This window comes from Pseudoalteromonas sp. T1lg23B, assembly GCF_002964665.1.
Taxonomy (GTDB): Bacteria; Pseudomonadota; Gammaproteobacteria; order Enterobacterales; family Alteromonadaceae; genus Pseudoalteromonas.
This window is the reverse complement of the sequence record NZ_PQBZ01000034.1, coordinates 770,948-790,969: the sequence shown is the minus strand read 5'-3', so window position 1 is coordinate 790,969 and position 20,022 is coordinate 770,948. Positions and strand designations below refer to the sequence as shown.

At 43.1% G+C, this 20,022-nt stretch carries 13 protein-coding genes and 1 pseudogene; 6 read left to right on the top strand and 8 right to left on the bottom strand.

Features of this window, described 5'->3' with window-relative positions:
- Positions 1-30: 30 nt before the first annotated feature.
- A complete protein-coding gene (tpx, locus tag C2M32_RS11990) occupies positions 31-612 on the bottom strand; it encodes a thiol peroxidase (RefSeq protein ID WP_105168629.1) in 582 nt (193 codons plus the stop codon).
- Between the two features lie 220 nt (positions 613-832).
- On the opposite strand from tpx, the gene C2M32_RS11985 reads away from it, so the two are divergent.
- Complete coding sequence (locus C2M32_RS11985) at positions 833-1,837, top strand: response regulator (protein WP_105168628.1); 1,005 nt, start codon at positions 833-835, stop codon at positions 1,835-1,837.
- Between the two features lie 4 nt (positions 1,838-1,841).
- Positions 1,842-2,840: a sensor domain-containing diguanylate cyclase gene (locus C2M32_RS11980; protein WP_105168627.1), complete on the top strand. Its 999-nt coding sequence runs from the start codon at positions 1,842-1,844 to the stop codon at positions 2,838-2,840.
- A 42-nt stretch (positions 2,841-2,882) separates the two neighbouring features.
- On the opposite strand, the gene C2M32_RS11975 is transcribed toward C2M32_RS11980, so the two are convergent.
- From C2M32_RS11975 to C2M32_RS11960, 4 genes and pseudogenes are all read right to left on the bottom strand, one after another.
- A complete protein-coding gene (locus C2M32_RS11975; RefSeq protein WP_105168626.1) occupies positions 2,883-4,388 on the bottom strand; it encodes a SpoVR family protein in 1,506 nt (501 codons plus the stop codon).
- A gap of 18 nt (positions 4,389-4,406) precedes the next feature.
- Positions 4,407-5,689, bottom strand: a pseudogene (locus C2M32_RS11970) (YeaH/YhbH family protein).
- Positions 5,690-5,716: 27 nt separating this feature from the next.
- Positions 5,717-7,639, bottom strand: coding sequence for a PrkA family serine protein kinase (locus C2M32_RS11965; protein ID WP_105168625.1), 1,923 nt, complete (start codon positions 7,637-7,639; stop codon positions 5,717-5,719).
- Between the two features lie 204 nt (positions 7,640-7,843).
- Positions 7,844-8,425 (bottom strand): Fe-Mn family superoxide dismutase, encoded by a 582-nt coding sequence (locus C2M32_RS11960; RefSeq protein WP_070991546.1) that lies wholly within the window; start codon positions 8,423-8,425, stop codon positions 7,844-7,846.
- A 240-nt stretch (positions 8,426-8,665) separates the two neighbouring features.
- Between C2M32_RS11960 and C2M32_RS11955 the strand changes: the two genes are divergently transcribed.
- The 3 genes from C2M32_RS11955 to C2M32_RS11945 all read left to right on the top strand — a co-directional run bounded on the left by C2M32_RS11955 (position 8,666) and on the right by C2M32_RS11945 (position 15,418).
- Positions 8,666-9,013, top strand: coding sequence for a Grx4 family monothiol glutaredoxin (locus C2M32_RS11955; RefSeq protein WP_070985589.1), 348 nt, complete (start codon positions 8,666-8,668; stop codon positions 9,011-9,013).
- 526 nt (positions 9,014-9,539) lie between these two features.
- On the top strand, positions 9,540-13,994 hold the full coding sequence (gene gltB / locus C2M32_RS11950; RefSeq protein ID WP_105168624.1) for a glutamate synthase large subunit: 4,455 nt from the start codon (positions 9,540-9,542) through the stop codon (positions 13,992-13,994).
- 8 nt (positions 13,995-14,002) lie between these two features.
- Positions 14,003-15,418, top strand: coding sequence for an FAD-dependent oxidoreductase (locus C2M32_RS11945; RefSeq protein WP_105168623.1), 1,416 nt, complete (start codon positions 14,003-14,005; stop codon positions 15,416-15,418).
- A gap of 248 nt (positions 15,419-15,666) precedes the next feature.
- Here the strand turns inward: C2M32_RS11945 and recN are convergent, their stop codons facing one another.
- The 3 genes from recN to nadK all read right to left on the bottom strand — a co-directional run bounded on the left by recN (position 15,667) and on the right by nadK (position 18,974).
- Complete coding sequence (gene recN / locus C2M32_RS11940; RefSeq protein ID WP_105168622.1) at positions 15,667-17,340, bottom strand: DNA repair protein RecN; 1,674 nt, start codon at positions 17,338-17,340, stop codon at positions 15,667-15,669.
- 90 nt (positions 17,341-17,430) lie between these two features.
- Complete coding sequence (locus C2M32_RS11935; protein WP_442792716.1) at positions 17,431-18,024, bottom strand: hypothetical protein; 594 nt, start codon at positions 18,022-18,024, stop codon at positions 17,431-17,433.
- 65 nt (positions 18,025-18,089) lie between these two features.
- Positions 18,090-18,974, bottom strand: a complete 885-nt coding sequence (nadK, locus tag C2M32_RS11930; RefSeq protein WP_105168621.1) for an NAD(+) kinase — start codon at positions 18,972-18,974, stop codon at positions 18,090-18,092.
- Between the two features lie 86 nt (positions 18,975-19,060).
- Here nadK and C2M32_RS11925 point away from each other — a divergent pair, with 86 nt between their 5' ends.
- On the top strand, positions 19,061-20,005 hold the full coding sequence (locus C2M32_RS11925; protein ID WP_105168620.1) for an HrcA family transcriptional regulator: 945 nt from the start codon (positions 19,061-19,063) through the stop codon (positions 20,003-20,005).
- Positions 20,006-20,022 lie beyond the last annotated feature (17 nt).

Below are 20,022 nucleotides of genomic sequence, written 5' to 3'. Positions count from 1 at the left end.
TTTATGACAGAATTTATTTTTGAAGCTGTTTTAGAGGGCTTTTAGCGCTTCAAGAGTTTGCTCGTAATTTGGCTCTGTTGCCAAATTTTCAACCAGTTGTTTGTAGACTACTTTGTGCTCTTTGTTTAATACGAACACAGCGCGGCTCAATAACCCCATATCCTTGATGTACAAGCCATAGTTTTTGCCAAAATCATGCCATACCGAGTCGGAGAGCGTTTGTACTTTATCGATGCCTTCAGTTTGGCAAAAACGTTTCTGTGCAAAAGGTAAATCAGCACTAATAGTTAACATCACAACATCGCTAAATTCGCCAGCAACTTTTTCATTGAAATGTTTGGTTTGCAAGCTACATATACCTGTATCTAAACTTGGTACCACGCTAATTAAAACAGCTTTGTCTTTGAAACTTGTTAATGTAACAGGCACAAATGACCCATCAACAACTTTGAAGTCGGGGGCTTGTTGGCCTACCTTTACACCATTACCTAATAAAGTTACAGGTTTGCCATTTGCGTTTACTTTGCCATTATCTATTTGATTTTCTTGAAAATCTTTTGCCAAAAGCTGTGTTGAAAACAATGCGGTAGCGAGAATTATTGCTTTGTACATAAACAAGTCCTATGTCAGTTATCGTAATCATTGAGAGTGTATTATACTGTTAGCTATGAACCAAGGTTACGGTAGGAATTACGTTGTAAATCAAGGCTGATTTTATTAACATGTGCCGTAAAAATAAGCGGTATCCTAATATAGAATACCTATAATAACAAATGCAACCATTTAATAACATCTCATTAATATTGTGGTTTGTCAATGTAAGAGAGCTTTTATGTCAACATTGGTCTTAATATGTGATGACTCAAAACTGGCGCGCCGACAGTTGGCACGCTCGTTGCCAAGTGATTGGGACATAAAAGTAGAGTTTGCAGAGCACGGTATTGATTGTATTGAAAAAATTAAAAAATTCTCACCAGAAATTCTTTTCTTAGATTTAAACATGCCACAAATGGATGGTTATGGAGTTTTGCAAGCGATCAATGAGCAAGGCTTGAATGTGCTCACGGTAGTGGTTTCTGGAGATATTCAGCCAAACGCACACCAACGAGTTATTGAACTTGGCGCAATTGATTTTATCCGCAAACCCTGTGATTCAGCTAAGCTGGTGGAAATCATTGAACATCATGGTATTCGAGATAGAGCTATTAGAGAAAGCTTGGTTCACAAACTTGGAGAACAGCTAGAACCTGAGATCAGAGATATCTATCAGGAGCTAACGAATGTTGCTATGGGGCAAGCAGGGGATTTGCTTGCACGCTTACTGAATGTATTCGTCGAGTTACCAATTCCTAATGTGAATGTACTAGAGGTAAGCGAGTTGCACATGGCGCTACAAGCTATTGATGCCAATGCCAGTACATCAGGCGTATGCCAAGGGTTTATTGGTGGAGGTGTATCTGGTGAAGCGCTTCTATTGTTGAATGACTCAAGCTTTAAAGAAGTCGCATCGCTTATGAACTATCAAGGCGAGCTAAACGACAAGGTAGAGTTAGAATTGCTGATGGATATTAGCAATATCTTGATTGGCGCAATTTTAACCGGACTATCAAAACAATTAGACATGTCTTTCAGTCAGGGACACCCTGTGGTTTTAGGGCAGCACTGCGATGTGTCTGACTTAGTTAAGGCGAATAAGAGTCGCTGGCAAAGAACATTAGCGATAGAGATCAGTTATGGTATAGAAAACCACAATATTAACTGTGATCTGATGTTATTGTTTACAGAAGACTCGTTAAAAACCTTGAAATATAAAGTCGCCTATTTATTAGAAGATTAAAACTATGCCTGCTGCTGATTTTGAAATGAATGAAATACACTGGTTAATGGACATGTTCAACACAGTTGACATAGGTCTGGTGGTATTAGACAGAGAGTATAGAGTGTGTGTGTGGAATGGTTTTATGGAAAACCATTCAGGACTATTACCCAGTGCGGTTAAAGATAAAGATATCTTTGACATTTTTCCAAGTATTGATGAAAAGTGGTTTCGTTCAAAAGCTGAGTCGGTATTTGTATTGAAGAATCGTTCATTTACAATTTGGGAGCAACAGCCTTATATATTCCGCTTTAAGAACTATCGTCCGATCACTGGAAAAGCGGATTATATGTATCAAAACTCAACCATTATTCCACTGTCAACGGTGACAGGTGAGGTCGGGCACATATGTATCATTATTTATGATGTCACCGATGAAGCGATGAACAAGATTGAGCTGGAAAAGGCGAATCATGAACTGGAGCGTATTAGCCGAACCGACAGTTTGACACAATTAGCCAACCGTGGATATTGGGAAGCAGGGTTACGTAACGAGTTTTTGCGCCTCAGACGTAGTAACGGCTGTAGTTCACTGCTGATGTTTGATATTGACCATTTTAAAACCGTCAATGATGAGTACGGCCATAGTGGTGGTGACGAAGCGATCAGGCATATCTCCGATCTATTGAAAAAAACTTTGCGAGAGACTGATACTGCGGGTAGATATGGTGGTGAAGAATTTGCAGTCACGTTAGTTGATACAGATGCTGAAGGCGCGAGAGTTTTTGCAGAGCGCCTGCGTAGCCTGATAGAAAAGTCATCCATTTTCTATGATGAACAACAGATCAAGATCACGGTAAGCGTAGGGTTTGCAACGTACAGTCCAAGCTTCACAAAACATGAGCAGTGGATTGAAGCTGCTGATATGGCTTTGTACCACTCTAAAGAAACAGGTAGAAACCAAGTTACTCAATATACGCCAGAGTTAAAAAAGGACTCAGTTAAGGCCAATAACGCAAATTAAGTAACACAAGGCAACTTGTGTTACTTTCTACGTGGAATGACTTTAATCCTCTTCTTCTTCTAAAGGACATTGTGCGATGACTTGCGCTTCGCCATTTTCGTCTACTTGCTCAAGTCGAACTGCAAAGCCCCAAAGTCTGTAGAGGTGTTTTAAAACTTCAGCTTTTGACTCTGCAAGAGGGATCCCATTTTGCGGAACATATTTGAGCGTTAGAGAACGGTCCCCTCGAACGTCTACGTCATATACCTGAATATTCGGTTCGTTGTTACTTAGGTTATACTGAGCTGACAATGATGATCTTACCCTTTGATAGCCAACATCATTATGAATGGCTCCTACCTCCAAATGTGGGTTTGACTGTTTGTCAATAATCGTGAACAGCTTGAAATCTCTTATCAATTTTGGAGATAAGAATTGGCTGATAAAGCTTTCATCTTTAAAGTTTTCCATTGCAAAATGTAGTGTATCTAACCAGTCACTACCTGCAAACTCAGGGAACCACTCTTTGTCTTCTTCAGTTGGATTTTCGCAGATGCGGCGAATATCAACCATCATGTTAAAGCCTAGGGCGTAGGGGTTGATACCTGAATAAAACTTGCTGTTATAGGGAGGTTGATAGACTACATTGGTATGACTTTGTAAGAACTCGAGCATGAAGGCATCAGAGACTTTGCCCTCATCGTAGAGGTGATTTAAAATCGTGTAATGCCAAAATGTTGCCCAGCCCTCATTCATCACTTGGGTTTGTCTTTGAGGATAAAAGTATTGGGATATTTTCCTAACGATCCTAATAACTTCCCGTTGCCATGACTCTAGCAAAGGCGCATTTTTTTCAATGAAGTAGAGGATGTTTTCCTGCGGCTCGCTGGGGAAACGCACTTTCTTCATGCGTTCTTCTTGTTGACTAACAGGAATGGTGCGCCAAAGTTCGTTAACTTGTGACTGTAAATAATCTTCACGCTCTTTCTGTCGCTTTTGCTCTTCGTACATTGAAATTTGCTGAGGACGTTTGTATCTGTCAACGCCGTAGTTCATTAGTGCATGACAAGAATCCAGTAAATTTTCTACTTCATCAATACCATGCTTTTCTTCACACTCGGCGATATAGTTCTTTGCAAAAACTAGGTAATCGATAATAGATGAAGCATCTGTCCAAGTTTTGAATAAATAATTGCCCTTGAAAAATGAGTTATGTCCATAGCAAGCATGTGCCATTACAAGCGCTTGCATGGGGAGTGTGTTTTCCTCCATTAAGTAAGCTATACATGGGTTTGAATTAATTACGATTTCATAGGCTAAGCCCATTTGCCCACGTTTATAGTTTTGCTCGGTTGCAATAAATTTCTTACCAAATGACCAGTGACTGTAGCCAATAGGCATACCAACACTTGAGTATGCATCCATCATTTGTTCAGCCGTTATCACTTCTATTTGATTTGGGTATGTATCCAACCTGTAATGCTCTGCTACACGGGCTATTTCAGCTTGATATTCGTTAAGCAGATCAAAGGTCCAATCAGGCCCATCATTCATTGGCTTATAACTCATAAGCTCCCTCCAATGTGGCTAAGCTGCGCCTTGTTGTTGACGGTTTTTCTTGAACAGCTCTCTAAAGATGGGATAAATATCCTCCACTGTGCGAATGTGCTGCATTGCGAAGTTATCATGAGTATTAGCAATTGCTTGATATTCGCGCCATAAGCTTTGATGTGCTCGAGTAGTGATCTCAATATAGGCATAATACCTCACAACTTTGAGTAATTTGTTGGTCATAATATCTGTACAATGTGGCGAATCATCCGCCCAGTTATCACCATCCGAAGCTTGTGCAGCATAAATATTCCAATCACCTTGTGAGTAACGCTCTTTGACAATCTCGTCCATCAACTTCAAGGCACTAGAGACGATTGTTCACCGGTTTCTTGTGAATAGAAAAACTCCTGTTCGTCGACTTCTTTGGCTTGGGTATGGTGCCTGATGTACACCACTTCAATATCTTTGTAAGTACGAGTAAGAAATTGGTACAGCAAAATATAAAAACGTTTTGCCATGTCTTTTGTTGCTTGATCCATCGAACCAGACACATCCATTAAACAAAACATCACCGCTTTGCTGGTTGGATGTGGGCGCTTTTCATAATTTCTAAAACGCAAGTCGTAGTTGTCTATAAACGGCACAGCAGCGATTTTCTGTTTTAGGTCTGCAATTTCAGCTTCTAGCTCGGTAATTCTTTGTTGAGGCGGTACAGGTTCGTCTAATAGAACCCGTAGTTCCTCTTCTGCCTCAGCTAAGCGTCTACGTTTACTCGCAGACATAGCAACGCGGCGTGCTAGCGAGCCTCGCAGTGAGCGTACAATATCTAAGTTACTGGGCATCCCATCATTGCAGAATCCAGCGCGATGGGTTTTCATTTGAACCAACTTATCTAATTGACTTTGTTTTAAGTTTGGTAGCTCCAAATCTTCAAACAACAGGTCTAGATATTCATCTTTTGAGATAGAAAAGACAAAATCATCTTCGCCTTCGCCCTGATCGCTGGCGTCACCTGGGCCTGCTCCTCCACCTTGGCCAGAAGGGGGACGTTGGATCTTGTCCCCAGTGCTGAACTGGTCATTACCTGGGTGGATCCGTTCTCTGTCTCCACCTTTGCCTTGATGAAACACAGGCTCACTGATGTCTCGTTGCGGAATTGAGATACTCTCACCGCTACTCGTATCTGTGACACTGCGTTTGTTGATAGCATCCGACACCGCTTCTTTTATTTGCTTTTTATAACGCCTAATAAAACGTTGTCGGTTTAGGGTACTCTTGTTCTTACCGTTCAGGCGACGGTCTATAAAATGCGCCATAAATCACCCTCTCAGTTTCTAATCGTATTACTGTGATTTTCTAACTCTTAGATACCATTCAGAGAGTAATCGTACTTGCTTCTGGGTATACCCTTTTTCAACCATACGGTTAACGAAGTCTTCATGTTTTTTCTGATCCTCAGCTGAGGTCTTCGCATTAAATGAAATAACAGGAAGTAGCTCCTCTGTGTTAGAGAACATTTTCTTCTCTATAACGGTGCGTAGCTTTTCATAGCTGGTCCACACAGGGTTTTGACCATTGTGGTGCGCTCTCGCGCGTAGTACAAAGTTCACTATCTCGTTGCGGAAATCTTTAGGATTAGAAATCCCCGCTGGTTTTTCAATCTTCTCTAGTTCAGCATTTAAAGCTGCTCTATCAAACAACTGGCCTGTGTCGGGATCTCTGTATTCCTGATCTTGAATCCAAAAATCAGCATAGGTTACATAACGGTCAAAAATGTTTTGTCCATATTCAGAGTATGACTCTAGATAGGCGGTTTGTAGCTCTTTGCCTATAAACTCAACATATTGCGGAATTAAATAGCCTTTCAGATGACTTAAATATCGCTCTTGTACCTCTGCGCTAAATTGCTCACGCTCAATTTGCTGCTCCAGTACATAAAATAAATGCACGGGGTTTGCTGCCACTTCCGCATGGTCAAAGTTGAATACGCGAGACAGTATTTTGAACGCGAAGCGGGTAGATAGCCCAGTCATGCCTTCATCAACCCCCGCATAGTCTCGATATTCCTGATAGGACTTAGCTTTAGGATCTGTATCTTTTAAGCTTTCGCCATCATATACCCTCATTTTCGAGTAGATGCTTGAATTTTCAGGCTCTTTGATACGTGACAGTGAAACAAACTTTGCTAGGGTTTCCAAGGTGCCAGGCGCACATGGCGCAAGAGCAAGTTCACTATTTTCAATGAGCTTGTTGTAAATTTTAACTTCCTCAGAGACTCGTAGACAATACGGCACTTTGACAATATAAACACGGTCTAAAAATGCTTCGTTGTTTTTGTTGTTTTTAAAGGTTTGCCATTCAGATTCGTTTGAGTGGGCCAAAATCATGCCACTGAAAGGCAATGCTGAAATTCCTTCAGTCCCATTGTAATTGCCTTCTTGGGTAGCAGTTAGTAATGGGTGTAGCACCTTTATTGGTGCCTTAAACATTTCTACGAACTCCATCAAGCCTTGGTTAGCAAGACACAGTGCACCAGAGTAGGAGTAGGCATCGGGGTCATTTTGAGCGTAGTGCTCAAGTTTTCTGATATCTACTTTACCCACCAAGGCTGAAATATCCTGATTGTTTTCATCGCCGGGTTCGGTTTTTGCTATGGCAATCTGGTCCAAAATAGACGGGTAGCGCTTAACGACTCTAAACTTGCTAATGTCACCGTTAAACTCATGTAGCCTTTTTGCTGCCCAAGGTGACATTACTGTTTTTAAGTAGCGGGGCTTGATGCCATACTCTTTTTCAAGTAATTCTGCGTCTTCGATTGGGTTAAATAAGGAGAGAGGGTGATCGTTTACAGGAGAGCCTTTGATTGCATATATCGGTACTTGCTGCATTAAGTACTTGAGCTTTTCTGCGATAGAGGACTTACCACCGCCAACAGGACCAAGCAAATAAAGAACTTGCTTACATTCTTCAAGCCCCTGCGCGGCGTGTTTCAAGTAAGATACAATTTGCTCTATCGCATCTTCCATTCCGTAGAACTCATCAAAAGCAGGGTAGCGTGCAATCACGCGGTTAGAGAAAAGCCGGCTAAGGCGTGCATCGCTCGCTGTATCGATCATTTCGGGCTGACCAATCGCCATTAATAGGCGTTCTGGAGCACTTGCATAGGCCGATTTATCTTCTTTACAGATCTCAAGAAATTCGGCGATACTGTACTCTTCTTCTTGTGCTGCTTCATATCTGGCTTGGTAGTGTTCAAATATCGTCATAACGACCTCCAGTAACCTGCTTACATAAAAAAAGCTGTTTTATCTACAAAGGAAAAGGTTACTTTAAGCTTAGTCTTGATATTTGAAATTTGCCTAAAAATTCCAAATATTTAATGCATTTGTGTGGGGAAGATGAGGAAATAAAAAAAGGCACTGACAGTGCCTTTTATTGCAATAATTCTATTGCCGTATTCGTCGTAATTGTTAAGCTAGGTTGCTGTTCGCAAATTCCCAGTTAACTAACGCCCAGAAACCTTTCAAATAGTCAGGACGAACATTGCGGTAGTCGATATAATAAGCGTGTTCCCAAAGGTCAACGGTTAGGATTGGTGTAACACCCGCTTCAGTTAGCGGTGTCGCAGCGTTTGAGGTGTTCACGATATCAAGTGAACCATCTGCAAGTTGTACTAACCAAGTCCAGCTTGAACCGAAGTTGTTAACAGCTTTATCGTTGAATGCTTCTTGGAATGCTGCGAATGAGCCCCACTTAGCGTTAATTAGCTCAGCTACTTTACCAGTAGGCTCACCACCACCATTTGGTGATAGGCTGTGCCAGTAGAATGTGTGGTTCCAGATCTGAGCAGCGTTGTTAAATACTCCACCTTCTGAACTACATACCACTTCTTCTAAAGTTTTGTTAGCGAATTCAGTACCTTCAACTAAGCCGTTTAGTTTAACTACGTAAGTGTTGTGGTGCTTACCGTGGTGAAACTCTAAAGTCTCTTGTGAAATGTGAGGCTCAAGCGCATCGATTGCATAAGGTAGTGACGGTAGTTCAAATGCCATGTTAATCTCCATTTTGTTGTTTGAATGCCAAATCGCAGTACCAAACATAGCGTAGATAATTGCTCTGTTCTATACGAATTGGCATTATAGTGATACTATAATTCCCGAGTATTTTACTCAAGTTTTGGCAAACAGCAATGGCGTTGCCTTAATACTAATCGTAAATATGGTCTTATTGGTGATATTTCAAGCTCGCTTTACTATCACGGACCGAACGCTATCGTCACTTTGAGGTTAAAGATGGAAACCATTGATAAAATTAAACAGCAAATTTCTGAAAACCCGATTCTTCTTTATATGAAAGGCTCTCCAAAATTACCGAACTGTGGTTTTTCGTCACAAGCTGCGCAAGCATTAATGGCATGCGGCGAGCAATTTGCGTACGTTGATATTCTTCTTAACCCAGATATCCGTGCTGAATTACCGCATTACGCTAATTGGCCGACTTTTCCACAACTGTGGGTTGAAGGCGAGTTGATCGGCGGCTGCGATATTATCATTGAAATGTTTCAACGTGGTGAGTTACAGCCACTAATCCAAGAAACAGCAGCAAAGTATAAGACGGAAGAGTCTAGCTCGGCTGAGTAAACATCTTCTATCAAAATCATTCTATTTAGCCCAGCTTCTAGTTGGGCTTTTTTGTGCCTAGTCCCCAAGATTACCATTTTACATAGAATGAAAGTTGACGTTAACGTTAAGCTGCTCCTCCCCCGAACTTGGTATGTCGATTGAGGTAACGATATGTAATCAGCGAACATGCTGAATAATATGCACAGCATCTCTCAAAATACGGGTGACAATTCTAATTCGGTTGAATAATTATTCACTTGTTCTGTGCTTTACGTTTACGTAAACTGGGCTATGGAGGTATTTTTGTTAACTTTTAATTCAAAATGACACTGGTGTCATGGCCTTTTTTTGGTCGATTTTTGTGGTTTTAGCTCTAAATCACCACTTTCGGTTAATTTATCATACCAATGAGAAATATTCATGTTAGTGAATATGTATTCATAATTGTGTTGACTCCAATTTAAAACCTCGCTAGTTTTGAATATCTGTCAAAAAATCTCGTTAGAAGTGTAACCAATGGCAGTTGTAGCAAGGGGAGGAGTCCATGTTATATGACTCGGCACTAGAAAAAGATAACTGTGGTTTTGGCTTGATAGCACATATCAATGGCCAAGCAAGCCACAAACTCATTCGCACGGCAATCATTGGCCTAGATCGAATGCAGCACCGTGGTGGTATTGCATCCGATGGTAAAACTGGTGATGGCTGCGGATTATTATTACAAAAACCCGATAGTTTCTTTCGTGCGATTGCTGCAGAGCAACAATGGCGATTAGGGAAAAACTACGCGGTTGGTATGCTGTTCTTAAACACTGATAGTGAGCTGGCTCAAGCGGCACGAAAAGTTGTTAATGAAGAATTAGAAAAAGAAACTTTAACGCTTGTTGGTTGGCGAGAAGTGCCAACGGATCCATCTATGCTAGGTCCAATAGCGTTAAAACAGTTGCCTAGATTTGAGCAAGTATTTGTTAGTGCACCAGAAGGTTGGCGACCAAAAGATCTTGAACGTCGCTTGTATATTGCTCGACGTCGCATCGAGAAGCGCTTACTCGAGGATAAACAGTTTTATATATCGAGCTTATCTGGCTTGGTAACGGTATACAAAGGGCTAATGATGCCTGCTGATTTGCCAAATTTTTATCTGGATTTGGCTGATATGCGCATGACGAGTGCGATTTGCGTGTTCCACCAACGATTTTCAACCAACACACAGCCTCGTTGGCCTTTGGCTCAACCGTTCAGATATTTGGCTCATAATGGTGAAATAAACACCATTACGGGTAATCGTCAGTGGGCTAGAGCGCGTGCTTATAAGTTTTCTTCACCGTTATTGCCAGATTTACAAAGCGCAGCTCCCTTTGTTAATGAAGAAGGTTCTGACTCGTCTAGTTTAGATAACATGTTAGAGTTGTTTCTGGCGGGCGGGATGGATCTATTTCGTGCAATGCGGATGTTGGTTCCACCTGCATGGCAGAAAAACCGAGCAATGGACGAAGACCTGCGCGCATTCTATGACTTTAACTCAATGCATATGGAGCCATGGGATGGGCCAGCGGGCATTGTAATGTCAGACGGGCGCTTTGCTGCGTGTAACCTAGATAGAAATGGCTTACGACCCGCGCGCTACGTACTGACTCAAGATGGTTTTATCACGCTCGCCTCCGAGGTCGGTATTTGGGATTATGCGGCTGACGAAGTCATAGATAAAGGTCGCGTTGGTCCAGGTGAGTTATTGGTGATAGACACGTTGCATGGAAAAATCTGGCAATCGGATGAAATTGACCAAGATCTTAAAGCACGTCATCCATATAAAGCTTGGTTAGAGCAAAATGTAAAGCGACTGACACCGTTTGAGCAGTTAGATGAACAACAGGCTGGCGGTCGTGACTTAGACGACCAAGCTTTACTGACGTATCAGAAGTTATTCGGCTACAGCAATGAAGAGTTGGAGCAGGTACTTCGAGTAATGGGCCAAAATGGTCAAGAAGCAACGGGCTCGATGGGAGATGATACACCTTTTGCTGTGTTGTCAGAGGGGTATCGTTCGCTGTTCGACTATTTCCGTCAAAAGTTTGCTCAAGTGACCAATCCGCCGATTGATCCACTGCGTGAAAATCATGTGATGTCGTTGGCGACTTGTATTGGTCGAGAGCAAAATGTCTTTAATGAGACGACAGGTCACGCCAAACGTTTACAATTTGATTCACCTGTATTGTCTTATTCAGATATGCAACAACTGCGTAATGCGGATGACGAGCACTACTCTATTTGTAAGGTTTCGTTACAGTATTCGCCTGAAGAAGGCTTACAAAATGCCATTGTACGGATCTGCGATGAGGCTCAGCAGAAAGCTCAGGCAGGTTGTGTGATGGTGGTACTGAGTGACCGCGATATCAGTGAGCACACTTTGCCAGTGCCCGCAGCGATGGCTGTGGGGGCGGTGCAGCAAAGGCTAGTGAATATGAACTTGCGCTGTGACTCAAACATTATCATTGAAACCGGCAGCGCAAGAGATCCACATCAGTTTGCTGTGTTACTTGGTTTTGGCGCAACTGCGATATATCCATACTTGGCATACGAATCCTTGGTCGCTATGTGTGACTCTGGAGTAATTAAAAAAACCTACCGTGAAGTTACGTTGGCGTATCGCAACGCCATCAACAAAGGTTTGTATAAGATCATGTCGAAGATGGGCATCAGCACCATCGCCTCGTATCGTTGTTCAATGCTTTTTGAAGCCGTTGGCTTGTCACAGAGTGTTGTTGACCTTTGCTTCAAAGGCGTAGCAAATCGAATTCAAGGCGCGTGTTTTGAAGATTTCTCTGAGGACCAGACGAAATTACACAAACTGGCGTTTAGTAAGCGCAAATTATTGAGCCATGGCGGATTGCTTAAGTATGTACATGGTGGTGAATATCACGCATACAACCCTGATGTGGTGCAAAGCCTCCAGGTAGCGGTACGCTCGGGTCGTTATGAAGATTACCTAAAATACGCGCAATTGGTAAACAATCGCCCAGTAACAAACTTACGCGATTTACTCGCGTTAAAAACCCAAACGCCAATCAGCATAGATGATGTTGAGCCTGCTACAGAGCTTTATAAGCGCTTTGATTCAGCCGCAATGAGTATTGGTGCCTTATCCCCTGAAGCGCATGAAGCGTTAGCAATAGCGATGAACCGCTTAGGTGGATTTTCTAATTCGGGTGAAGGGGGTGAAGATAAGTTACGCTTTGGCACCGAGAAAAACTCACGGATCAAGCAGGTTGCTTCTGGTCGCTTTGGTGTTACACCACACTATTTACAAAGTGCCGACGTTATTCAAATCAAAGTTGCGCAGGGTGCAAAACCGGGTGAGGGTGGGCAGCTACCGGGAGAGAAAGTGACGCCATATATTGCCAAACTGCGTTACTCGGTGCCTGGTGTTACCTTGATCTCACCACCACCGCATCATGATATTTACTCAATTGAGGATTTGGCTCAGCTTATTTTTGACCTAAAACAGGTAAATCCTGATGCCTTAATTTCGGTCAAGTTAGTTTCTGAGCCAGGTGTCGGTACGATAGCCACAGGGGTTGCAAAGGCATATGCCGATTTGATAACTATCGCAGGCTATGACGGTGGCACAGGTGCCAGTCCGCTGACATCGGTTAAATATGCCGGCAGCCCATGGGAACTCGGTTTGGTCGAAACTCAACAAGCGCTAGTTGAAAATGGCTTACGTCATCGTATTCGTCTACAAACAGATGGTGGTTTGAAAACAGGCTTAGACATTATCAAAGCAGCAATTTTGGGGGCGGAGAGCTTTGGTTTTGGTACTGGGCCTATGGTGGCACTTGGGTGTAAATACCTGCGCATTTGTCATCTGAATAATTGCGCTACAGGGGTTGCTACTCAAGACGAAACTTTACGTCAAAAGCATTATCACGGTTTACCTGAGATGGCGATGAACTACTTTAAGTTTATTGCGCAAGAAGCACGTGAGTTAATGGCGCAGCTGGGTGTTAAACGTCTGGTTGATTTAATTGGTCGTACGGATCTATTGGAAATGATAGAGGGGCGTACCGCCAAACAGAATAAGCTGGATCTATCGGGTTTACTTGCTAAGCCAAATAATCCATCAGGTGAAACGCTGTATTGTAGTGCTGCCAATACGTCTCACTATCAAGGTGAGTTGAATGAGCTACTGTTGGACAAAGCAAAACAGGCAATTGACGACAAAACCGGAATTTCTTTGGTCAACCGAATTGGCAATACAGACCGCTCAGTAGGGGCAATGTTGTCCGGTTATATAGCTAGTAAACACGGCAATCAGGGAATGGCGGCAGATCCAGTTGCTATCGAATTGCATGGTACTGCGGGTCAGTCATTTGGTGTGTGGAATGCTGGTGGCTTGGAAATGACTCTGGTGGGCGATGCGAATGATTACGTTGGTAAAGGCATGGCTGGCGGTAAGTTGGTCATCAGACCCCCCATGGGATCAAGCTTTGCCAGCCATCAAGCGACTATCATGGGTAACACCTGTCTGTATGGTGCGACTGGAGGTAAGTTGTTTGCCGCAGGACGTGCTGGAGAGCGCTTTGCTGTTCGTAACTCGGGGGTACAAGCCGTGGTTGAAGGTGTCGGTGACAATGGTTGTGAATATATGACTGGCGGTGTTGTGTGTATTCTAGGTGCAGTGGGTGTCAACTTTGGTGCGGGCATGACCGGCGGCTTTGCATATGTTCTAGATGAAGGTAATGACTTTGCAAAACGTATTAACCCCGAGCTTGTTGAAATAGTTGAGCTAGCACAGCTACCGTCTCATCAAGAGCATTTACGAGGTCTGATAGCCGAGCACCTTGAATTAACGTGTTCATCAAGAGCAGAGCAAGTATTAGCTAACTTTGATTTGTATTTACCAATGTTCAAGTTAGTAAAGCCAAAATCAAGCGATGTAAAAAGCCTATTAGGGCATAGAGCGCGCAGTAGCGCTGAGCTTCGTGTGCAGGCTCAATAGGGGGAAGTATGAGCGAAAACGTTTATCAATTTATTGACGTACAAAGAGTTGACCCGCGTAAGAAACCAATTTCAACGCGTAAGCAATCTTTTGTGGAGATTTACGAGCCTTTTTCTACCAGTCAGGTGAATTCGCAGTCGGACCGATGCCTTGACTGTGGTAATCCTTATTGTGAGTGGAAATGTCCAGTACACAACTATATACCACAATGGTTAAAGTTGATCAGAACAGGGCGTATATTCGAGGCTGCTGAGTTATCTCATCGTACCAATAGTTTGCCAGAAGTCTGTGGCCGTGTTTGTCCGCAAGACAGGTTGTGTGAGGGAGCTTGTACTCTCAACGATGAGTTTGGCGCAGTGACGATTGGTAATATTGAAAAGTACATCACCGATACTGCTTTTGCTCAGGGCTGGAAGCCTGATATGTCGTATGTGGTTTGGAGTGATAAAAAGGTGGCGATTATTGGTGCAGGTCCTGCGGGTTTAGGCTGTGCTGATATATTAGTTCGCAACGGTGTGAAGCCAGTTGTGTTTGACCGTAACCCTGAAATTGGTGGGCTGTTAACGTTTGGTATTCCTTCATTCAAATTAGAAAAGTCGGTGATGGAAAAACGTCGTGAAATCTTTACCGAAATGGGGGTGGAGTTTGTGCTTAACACCGAGGTCGGGAAAGATATCAGTATGGATGAATTGCTGTCTCAGTATGATGCGGTGTTTGTTGGTGTAGGTACCTATCAAAGTATGCGTGGTGGGTTGGCGAACGAGGATGCACAAGGCGTTTACGATGCATTGCCATTTTTGATTGGTAATACTAACCGCGTCATGGGTTATGATGAGTCAAAACAACCCTTTATCGATATGGCGGGTAAAAAAGTTGTTGTACTTGGTGGCGGTGACACTGCAATGGACTGTGTGAGGACATCGGTGCGTCATAACGCAACGTCAGTGGTGTGTGCGTATCGCCGTGATGAAGAAAATATGCCGGGTTCTCGCCGTGAGGTAAAAAATGCCAAAGAGGAAGGGGTTGAGTTTAGATTTAACCTACAACCTAAGGGGATTGTAGTTGATGACAACGGCCACGTTAAGGGCGTAGAAATGGTACAAACTCAGCTCGGTGAAGCCGATGAAAATGGCCGTCGCAGAGCAGAAGAAGTACCGGGCTCTGAGCATATATTGGACGCTGATGCGGTGTTAATGGCCTTCGGGTTTAAACCACATAGCTTGGACTGGTTAGCGCAATATGACGTAGAAATTAACCATTGGGGCGGCATTGAAGCACCAGAAAAAGGCCAGTTTACTCACCAAACTAGTAACCCGAAAATTTTCGCTGGCGGTGACGCGGTAAGAGGTTCGGATCTAGTCGTAACCGCTATTTTTGAAGGCCGTAATGCGGCTGAGGGGATCATGGATTATTTGGGTGTTTAAGCCAAGCAAAGGTTTTAATGATTCAAACTAAGTAGTAAGACCATCGAGCCCGCATATGCGGGCTTTTTTGTGAAACTGAGTGCCATTGACGGTAAAGTGAGCACAGTGGTGGTGTCAATCAACGCAATTATATATTTCAGAAGAAGCGGTATCATAAAAGCTTTCACTTTAGATGCCCTGCGAGTTTTCGCCTAGGAAAGCCCGACTCCATGTTGGCCACTCAGATTATTCGACAGCAATCTACAGCATCATGCGCTTTGTACTGTCAAAAGCTCTTGCGCGCTGGCTTTGGTGGTGGCACTAATTTTGTCACCACCGATCAGACGGGCAATTTCTTCAACACGCATATCATGCTCTAGTGGTTTCATAGAGGTGAAGGTTTCACCGTTTTCAACAACTTTAGCGACAAAAAACTGCTGATGACCACTACATGCAACTTGTGGTAAGTGTGTTACACAAATAACTTGCGTTGATTGACCCAGCTGTCTGAGTAACTTACCCACCTGTGATGCTGTCGGGCCTGAGATGCCCACGTCTACTTCATCAAATATCAATGTTGGGGTGGTAACACGCTGTGCGATAATAACCTGAATAGCTAAGCTAATACGTGAAAGTTCACCACCCGAAGCGACTTTGCCTAGTGGCTGTAGTGGTTGGCCGGGGTTAGTTGAAACTAAAAACTCTATGTCATCAAAGCCGCTGGCTGCGGGTTTTTGTTGTTGTTTTTGTGTTAGCTCAATGGCGAAACGACCATTTTCCATGGCAAGAGAAGCCATACTTTTTGAGATCAGTTTATTGAGCTGCCCAGCTGCCGTTTGTCTACTTTCACTGAGCCCTTTGGCGGCAATATTGTAGGCATGTATAGCATCGGCAATTTCTTGCTCCAGAGCATCTAAACGCGCTGAATCTGAGCTGATTTCGTTTAGTTCAAGTTTCAACTGCTGATGAAAAGCGTATAGTTCATCTGGCTTTATCGCATGCTTACGTGCCAAGTCCATCGCTTTTGACAGGCGCTCTTCTAGCTCTTGTAGACGCATTGGATCTTGCTCAATGTTTTCTCCATAGCTACGCACTTCGCGACAGGCTTCTTCTATTTGTACTGCGGCTTCTTCAAGCATTTGTGCGATAGAGCTCAGCTGGTTGTCATAGCCTGCCAGTTCACAAAACTTTTGCGCGCTATGCTGTAATTGACTGAGCACGGTTTGATCATCTTCATACAGGTGAGCAAGCTCTCGTTGACAAGTTTCTAAGATCGTCTGGCTGTGGCTTAAGCGACTATGTTCGGTTTCTATTTCCTCAAATTCACCCTCTTGCAGTGCAAACTCATCTAGTTCAGCAACTTGATATTCGAGTAGTTGTTGCTTTGCAGCTTGTGTTTGCTGTTGCTTTTGCAGCTCGCTATATTCACGTTGTAGCTTATTGAAGTGACTATATTGGGCATTGACTGCATTGAGCAAAGCATGGTGCCCCGCATAGGCATCAAGCAGATGAAGTTGATGCTCAGGTTTGAGTAATAATTGATGAGCATGTTGGCCGTGAATGGAAATTAAATGTTGACCTAGCTCTCTGAGTTGGCCTGCGGTAACGGCAATGCCGTTGATATAGCTTTTGCTGCGACCATTTTTACCAATAACTCGGCGTAGAATACAATCCTGATCTTCGTTGTTGAGCATATGCTCACTTAAAAATTGTTTTGCGATGGGAAGCTCTGAGATATCAAAGTGTGCGCTTATTTGCGTTTTGTCTGCGCCGGGACGAATGGCTGCGGCATCAGCTCGTTCACCGAGGCACAATGACAGTGCATCAATAGCGATAGACTTACCGGCACCCGTTTCGCCGGTAATGGCGGTCATACCAGAGCGCCACTCAACTTGTAGCGCGTTTACAATAGCAAAGTTTTTAATTTCTAAGTTAATAAGCATACTGTGCATCCAAACAGTGGTTATACTGTTAATCTATACAGTATGCTGATTAAAAGCAACTCGAATTTGATTAATTCAACACAATATTTACTAGCTGGCTGTTAACCTTTGTCTTGCATCTAACATCTGTTGTGCAGTCTGCTCACCTAACTCATTGTCGCCCCTATCGTCAGAGCCTTCTTCATGTACCTCAGCGTCGGTTTCCATACCCATCGGCACATCCGGAGTTTTGATCAGCGTAATTAATGCTGGCAGTATTTCGTAGTAGAAATCTTTATTGTAGGCAATGCCATTGCTGGGTAATTCCGCTACGAAATATTGCAGTTGCTCAGCAAGTAGGTCGATATTACCAGTGATCCTACACTTACCTAATTCAGTACCAACGGTACGGGTAAATAATTCACTGACTAGCTCAAGCTGACTCAGATTGGCTTCTGTGTGCGCTTGAACGACAAAGAAGTTACTGACGATTGCATTGATTTTTGGTGCGTATTTAGGGCGCAGTATTTTGGCGTCTACATACTCAGCAGTTTTATGTTTAAAGTTGGTTGTTATCTCTTTTAAACGGTTATTAAAAACTTTCTTTTCGGCTTCACGTGCCTTTTTGCGATTATTTTCTATCACGACGTAAACTCCAAGTAATGTAATTAGAAGTAGCAGTGTGAAAAAAACAATGTAACTGATCATGTTGGGTCAACTTTCCTAAATTAGAAAAATATTTCTATGTATTTTGCGGTATCATACAGGTATTAGTAAAGCCTGCTACCCCAATTTAATTTTTGCCTAAGTACGTTGTAGTACGAGTAAGATTTTGGGTGGATCAAACGCAGTGATTTATCTGCTTTTTTTATCACCACTTCGTCACCAGGAAGTACGGCAAGCACCACATGGCTATCGCAGCTAACTTGCAAGCTATCGGTATTTTCAAGGCTGAGCTTAAGCCGAATTTCATTGTTAGCATCGACGACCAAGGGGCGGCTAGAAAGTGTGTGCGGAAACATGGGCACCAATGCCATCGCATTGAGCTGAGGCGTTAGAATAGGCCCGCCACCGGATAAAGAGTAGGCGGTTGATCCGGTAGGAGTAGAAACGATGAGGCCGTCAGAGCGTTGTGAGAACACAAATTCGCCATTTATAAAGGCTTCAAACTCTATCATGTGCGCTACTTTATCCGCGTGCAAAACAGCTTCATTTACCGCAAGATTAGCGCTTTTCAGTTCGGCGTGACGATACACTTCAACTTCTAACAAAAACCGTGACTCGGAAATAAACTCGCCACGCAATACTTCTTCAAGACTTGCCTCGAATCCATCTGGATTTAAATCCGTTAAAAAGCCAAGGTTGCCTCTGTTAACGCCGATAACGGCCACATCAAAGCGCGCCAACACGCGAGCTGCACCGAGCATGTTTCCATCACCGCCAACGACAATGGCTAAGTCACATTGGTTACCTAACTCAACGAGTTCTGTGAGCGAATTGTTATCTATGTTAGATATTTGCGCTCCTACGCGCGCTTCAACCAACACGGTGTAACCAAGTGCTTGCAAAAAGGTGTATAAGCGTTGTAAGGTCAACGCCGCGCCTTCATGACTCGGCTTACCAATTAAACCAATGGTTTTGAAGGGAGTCGTCATGTTGAATGTCCTTGATAATAATAGCGCAAGACTAACTTAAAAAGTTATGACTTGAAACTGGCAAATGATGTCACTACATAAATAATATGAAATTAACAGCACGCGACCAACAAATCTTTTCTGCCGTGATGAGCCTATACTGCAACGGCGAAGGGCATCCTGTTGCTTCAAGTAAAATAGCGAAGCAAAAAGGCATGGCAGTTTGTTCTGCCACCGTTCGCAATGCAATGGCCAGATTAGAGAAAGAGGGTTTATTATATTCACCTCATACATCGGCAGGGAGAGTGCCCACAGATTCTGGCTTGAAATATTGGCTGGATGAGTATTTCGCACTCCCACAAATAGCAAATTACTGGCAGCCAGAACAAAATCAATTGGTAGAATTTGCACACAGCTTGAGTCAAAAATTCAATGTTTGTTGTTGTGTTGGTTTGCCACAAGCAAGTTCACAGTTAGTATTTCGAGTTGAAGTGTTAGCTTTCGATAGTAGCACTTGGCTGGTGTTGCTCATTGACCGAGCAGGTCAATCACAAAACATTTGTATCAATAAACCCAGTGACGATAGCGACCAGCATAGATATCTGTTTGCAGCATGGATGAACACGGTATTTAGTCAGCAGACCTTAATAGAGGGATTACATCGCATGCGTGCTATGGCGCACAGTGCTCCTGAAAATTGTCGTGAACAATTGGCCCAATGGACAAGGGAACTTCATCACCAACTGGGCACTGATAACAGTATTGTTGTGGGAGAGAGGTATTTATATCAAGGCCTAGATATAGAAACTGAGCTCAATATTGGTGTGTCGTTTTTACATCAGGTTGAGGATAAACTTGCGTTTAAAAACGGTTTGTCGGTGGTGTTGGGGGAGGAGTTGAGCACCCTTAATGTTAAACGGTCGATTGTTTTGAGTGTTCCCTATTTTAACAAAGGCGAATATCAGAGTAGATTTTGTGTAATTTGCCCATCTAATGCACCGATAGAGGCAATCATTACACAATTTTCCCAAATCACGCCATTAGGGGCTTGAATCTCAAAATTCAATCC

Excerpts from the sequence above, each read along its gene's own strand:
- C2M32_RS11985 (WP_105168628.1), top strand. The coding sequence starts at position 833 with ATGTCAACATTGGTCTTAATATGTGATGACTCAAAACTGGCGCGCCGA.
- gltB (WP_105168624.1), top strand. The coding sequence starts at position 9,540 with ATGTTATATGACTCGGCACTAGAAAAAGATAACTGTGGTTTTGGCTTG.
- C2M32_RS11975 (WP_105168626.1), bottom strand. The coding sequence starts at position 4,388 with ATGAGTTATAAGCCAATGAATGATGGGCCTGATTGGACCTTTGATCTG.
- C2M32_RS11980 (WP_105168627.1), top strand. The coding sequence starts at position 1,842 with ATGCCTGCTGCTGATTTTGAAATGAATGAAATACACTGGTTAATGGAC.
- recN (WP_105168622.1), bottom strand. The coding sequence starts at position 17,340 with ATGCTTATTAACTTAGAAATTAAAAACTTTGCTATTGTAAACGCGCTA.
- C2M32_RS11960 (WP_070991546.1), bottom strand. The coding sequence starts at position 8,425 with ATGGCATTTGAACTACCGTCACTACCTTATGCAATCGATGCGCTTGAG.
- C2M32_RS11965 (WP_105168625.1), bottom strand. The coding sequence starts at position 7,639 with ATGACGATATTTGAACACTACCAAGCCAGATATGAAGCAGCACAAGAA.
- C2M32_RS11945 (WP_105168623.1), top strand. The coding sequence starts at position 14,003 with ATGAGCGAAAACGTTTATCAATTTATTGACGTACAAAGAGTTGACCCG.
- tpx (WP_105168629.1), bottom strand. The coding sequence starts at position 612 with ATGTACAAAGCAATAATTCTCGCTACCGCATTGTTTTCAACACAGCTT.
- nadK (WP_105168621.1), bottom strand. The coding sequence starts at position 18,974 with ATGACGACTCCCTTCAAAACCATTGGTTTAATTGGTAAGCCGAGTCAT.
- C2M32_RS11925 (WP_105168620.1), top strand. The coding sequence starts at position 19,061 with ATGAAATTAACAGCACGCGACCAACAAATCTTTTCTGCCGTGATGAGC.
- C2M32_RS11955 (WP_070985589.1), top strand. The coding sequence starts at position 8,666 with ATGGAAACCATTGATAAAATTAAACAGCAAATTTCTGAAAACCCGATT.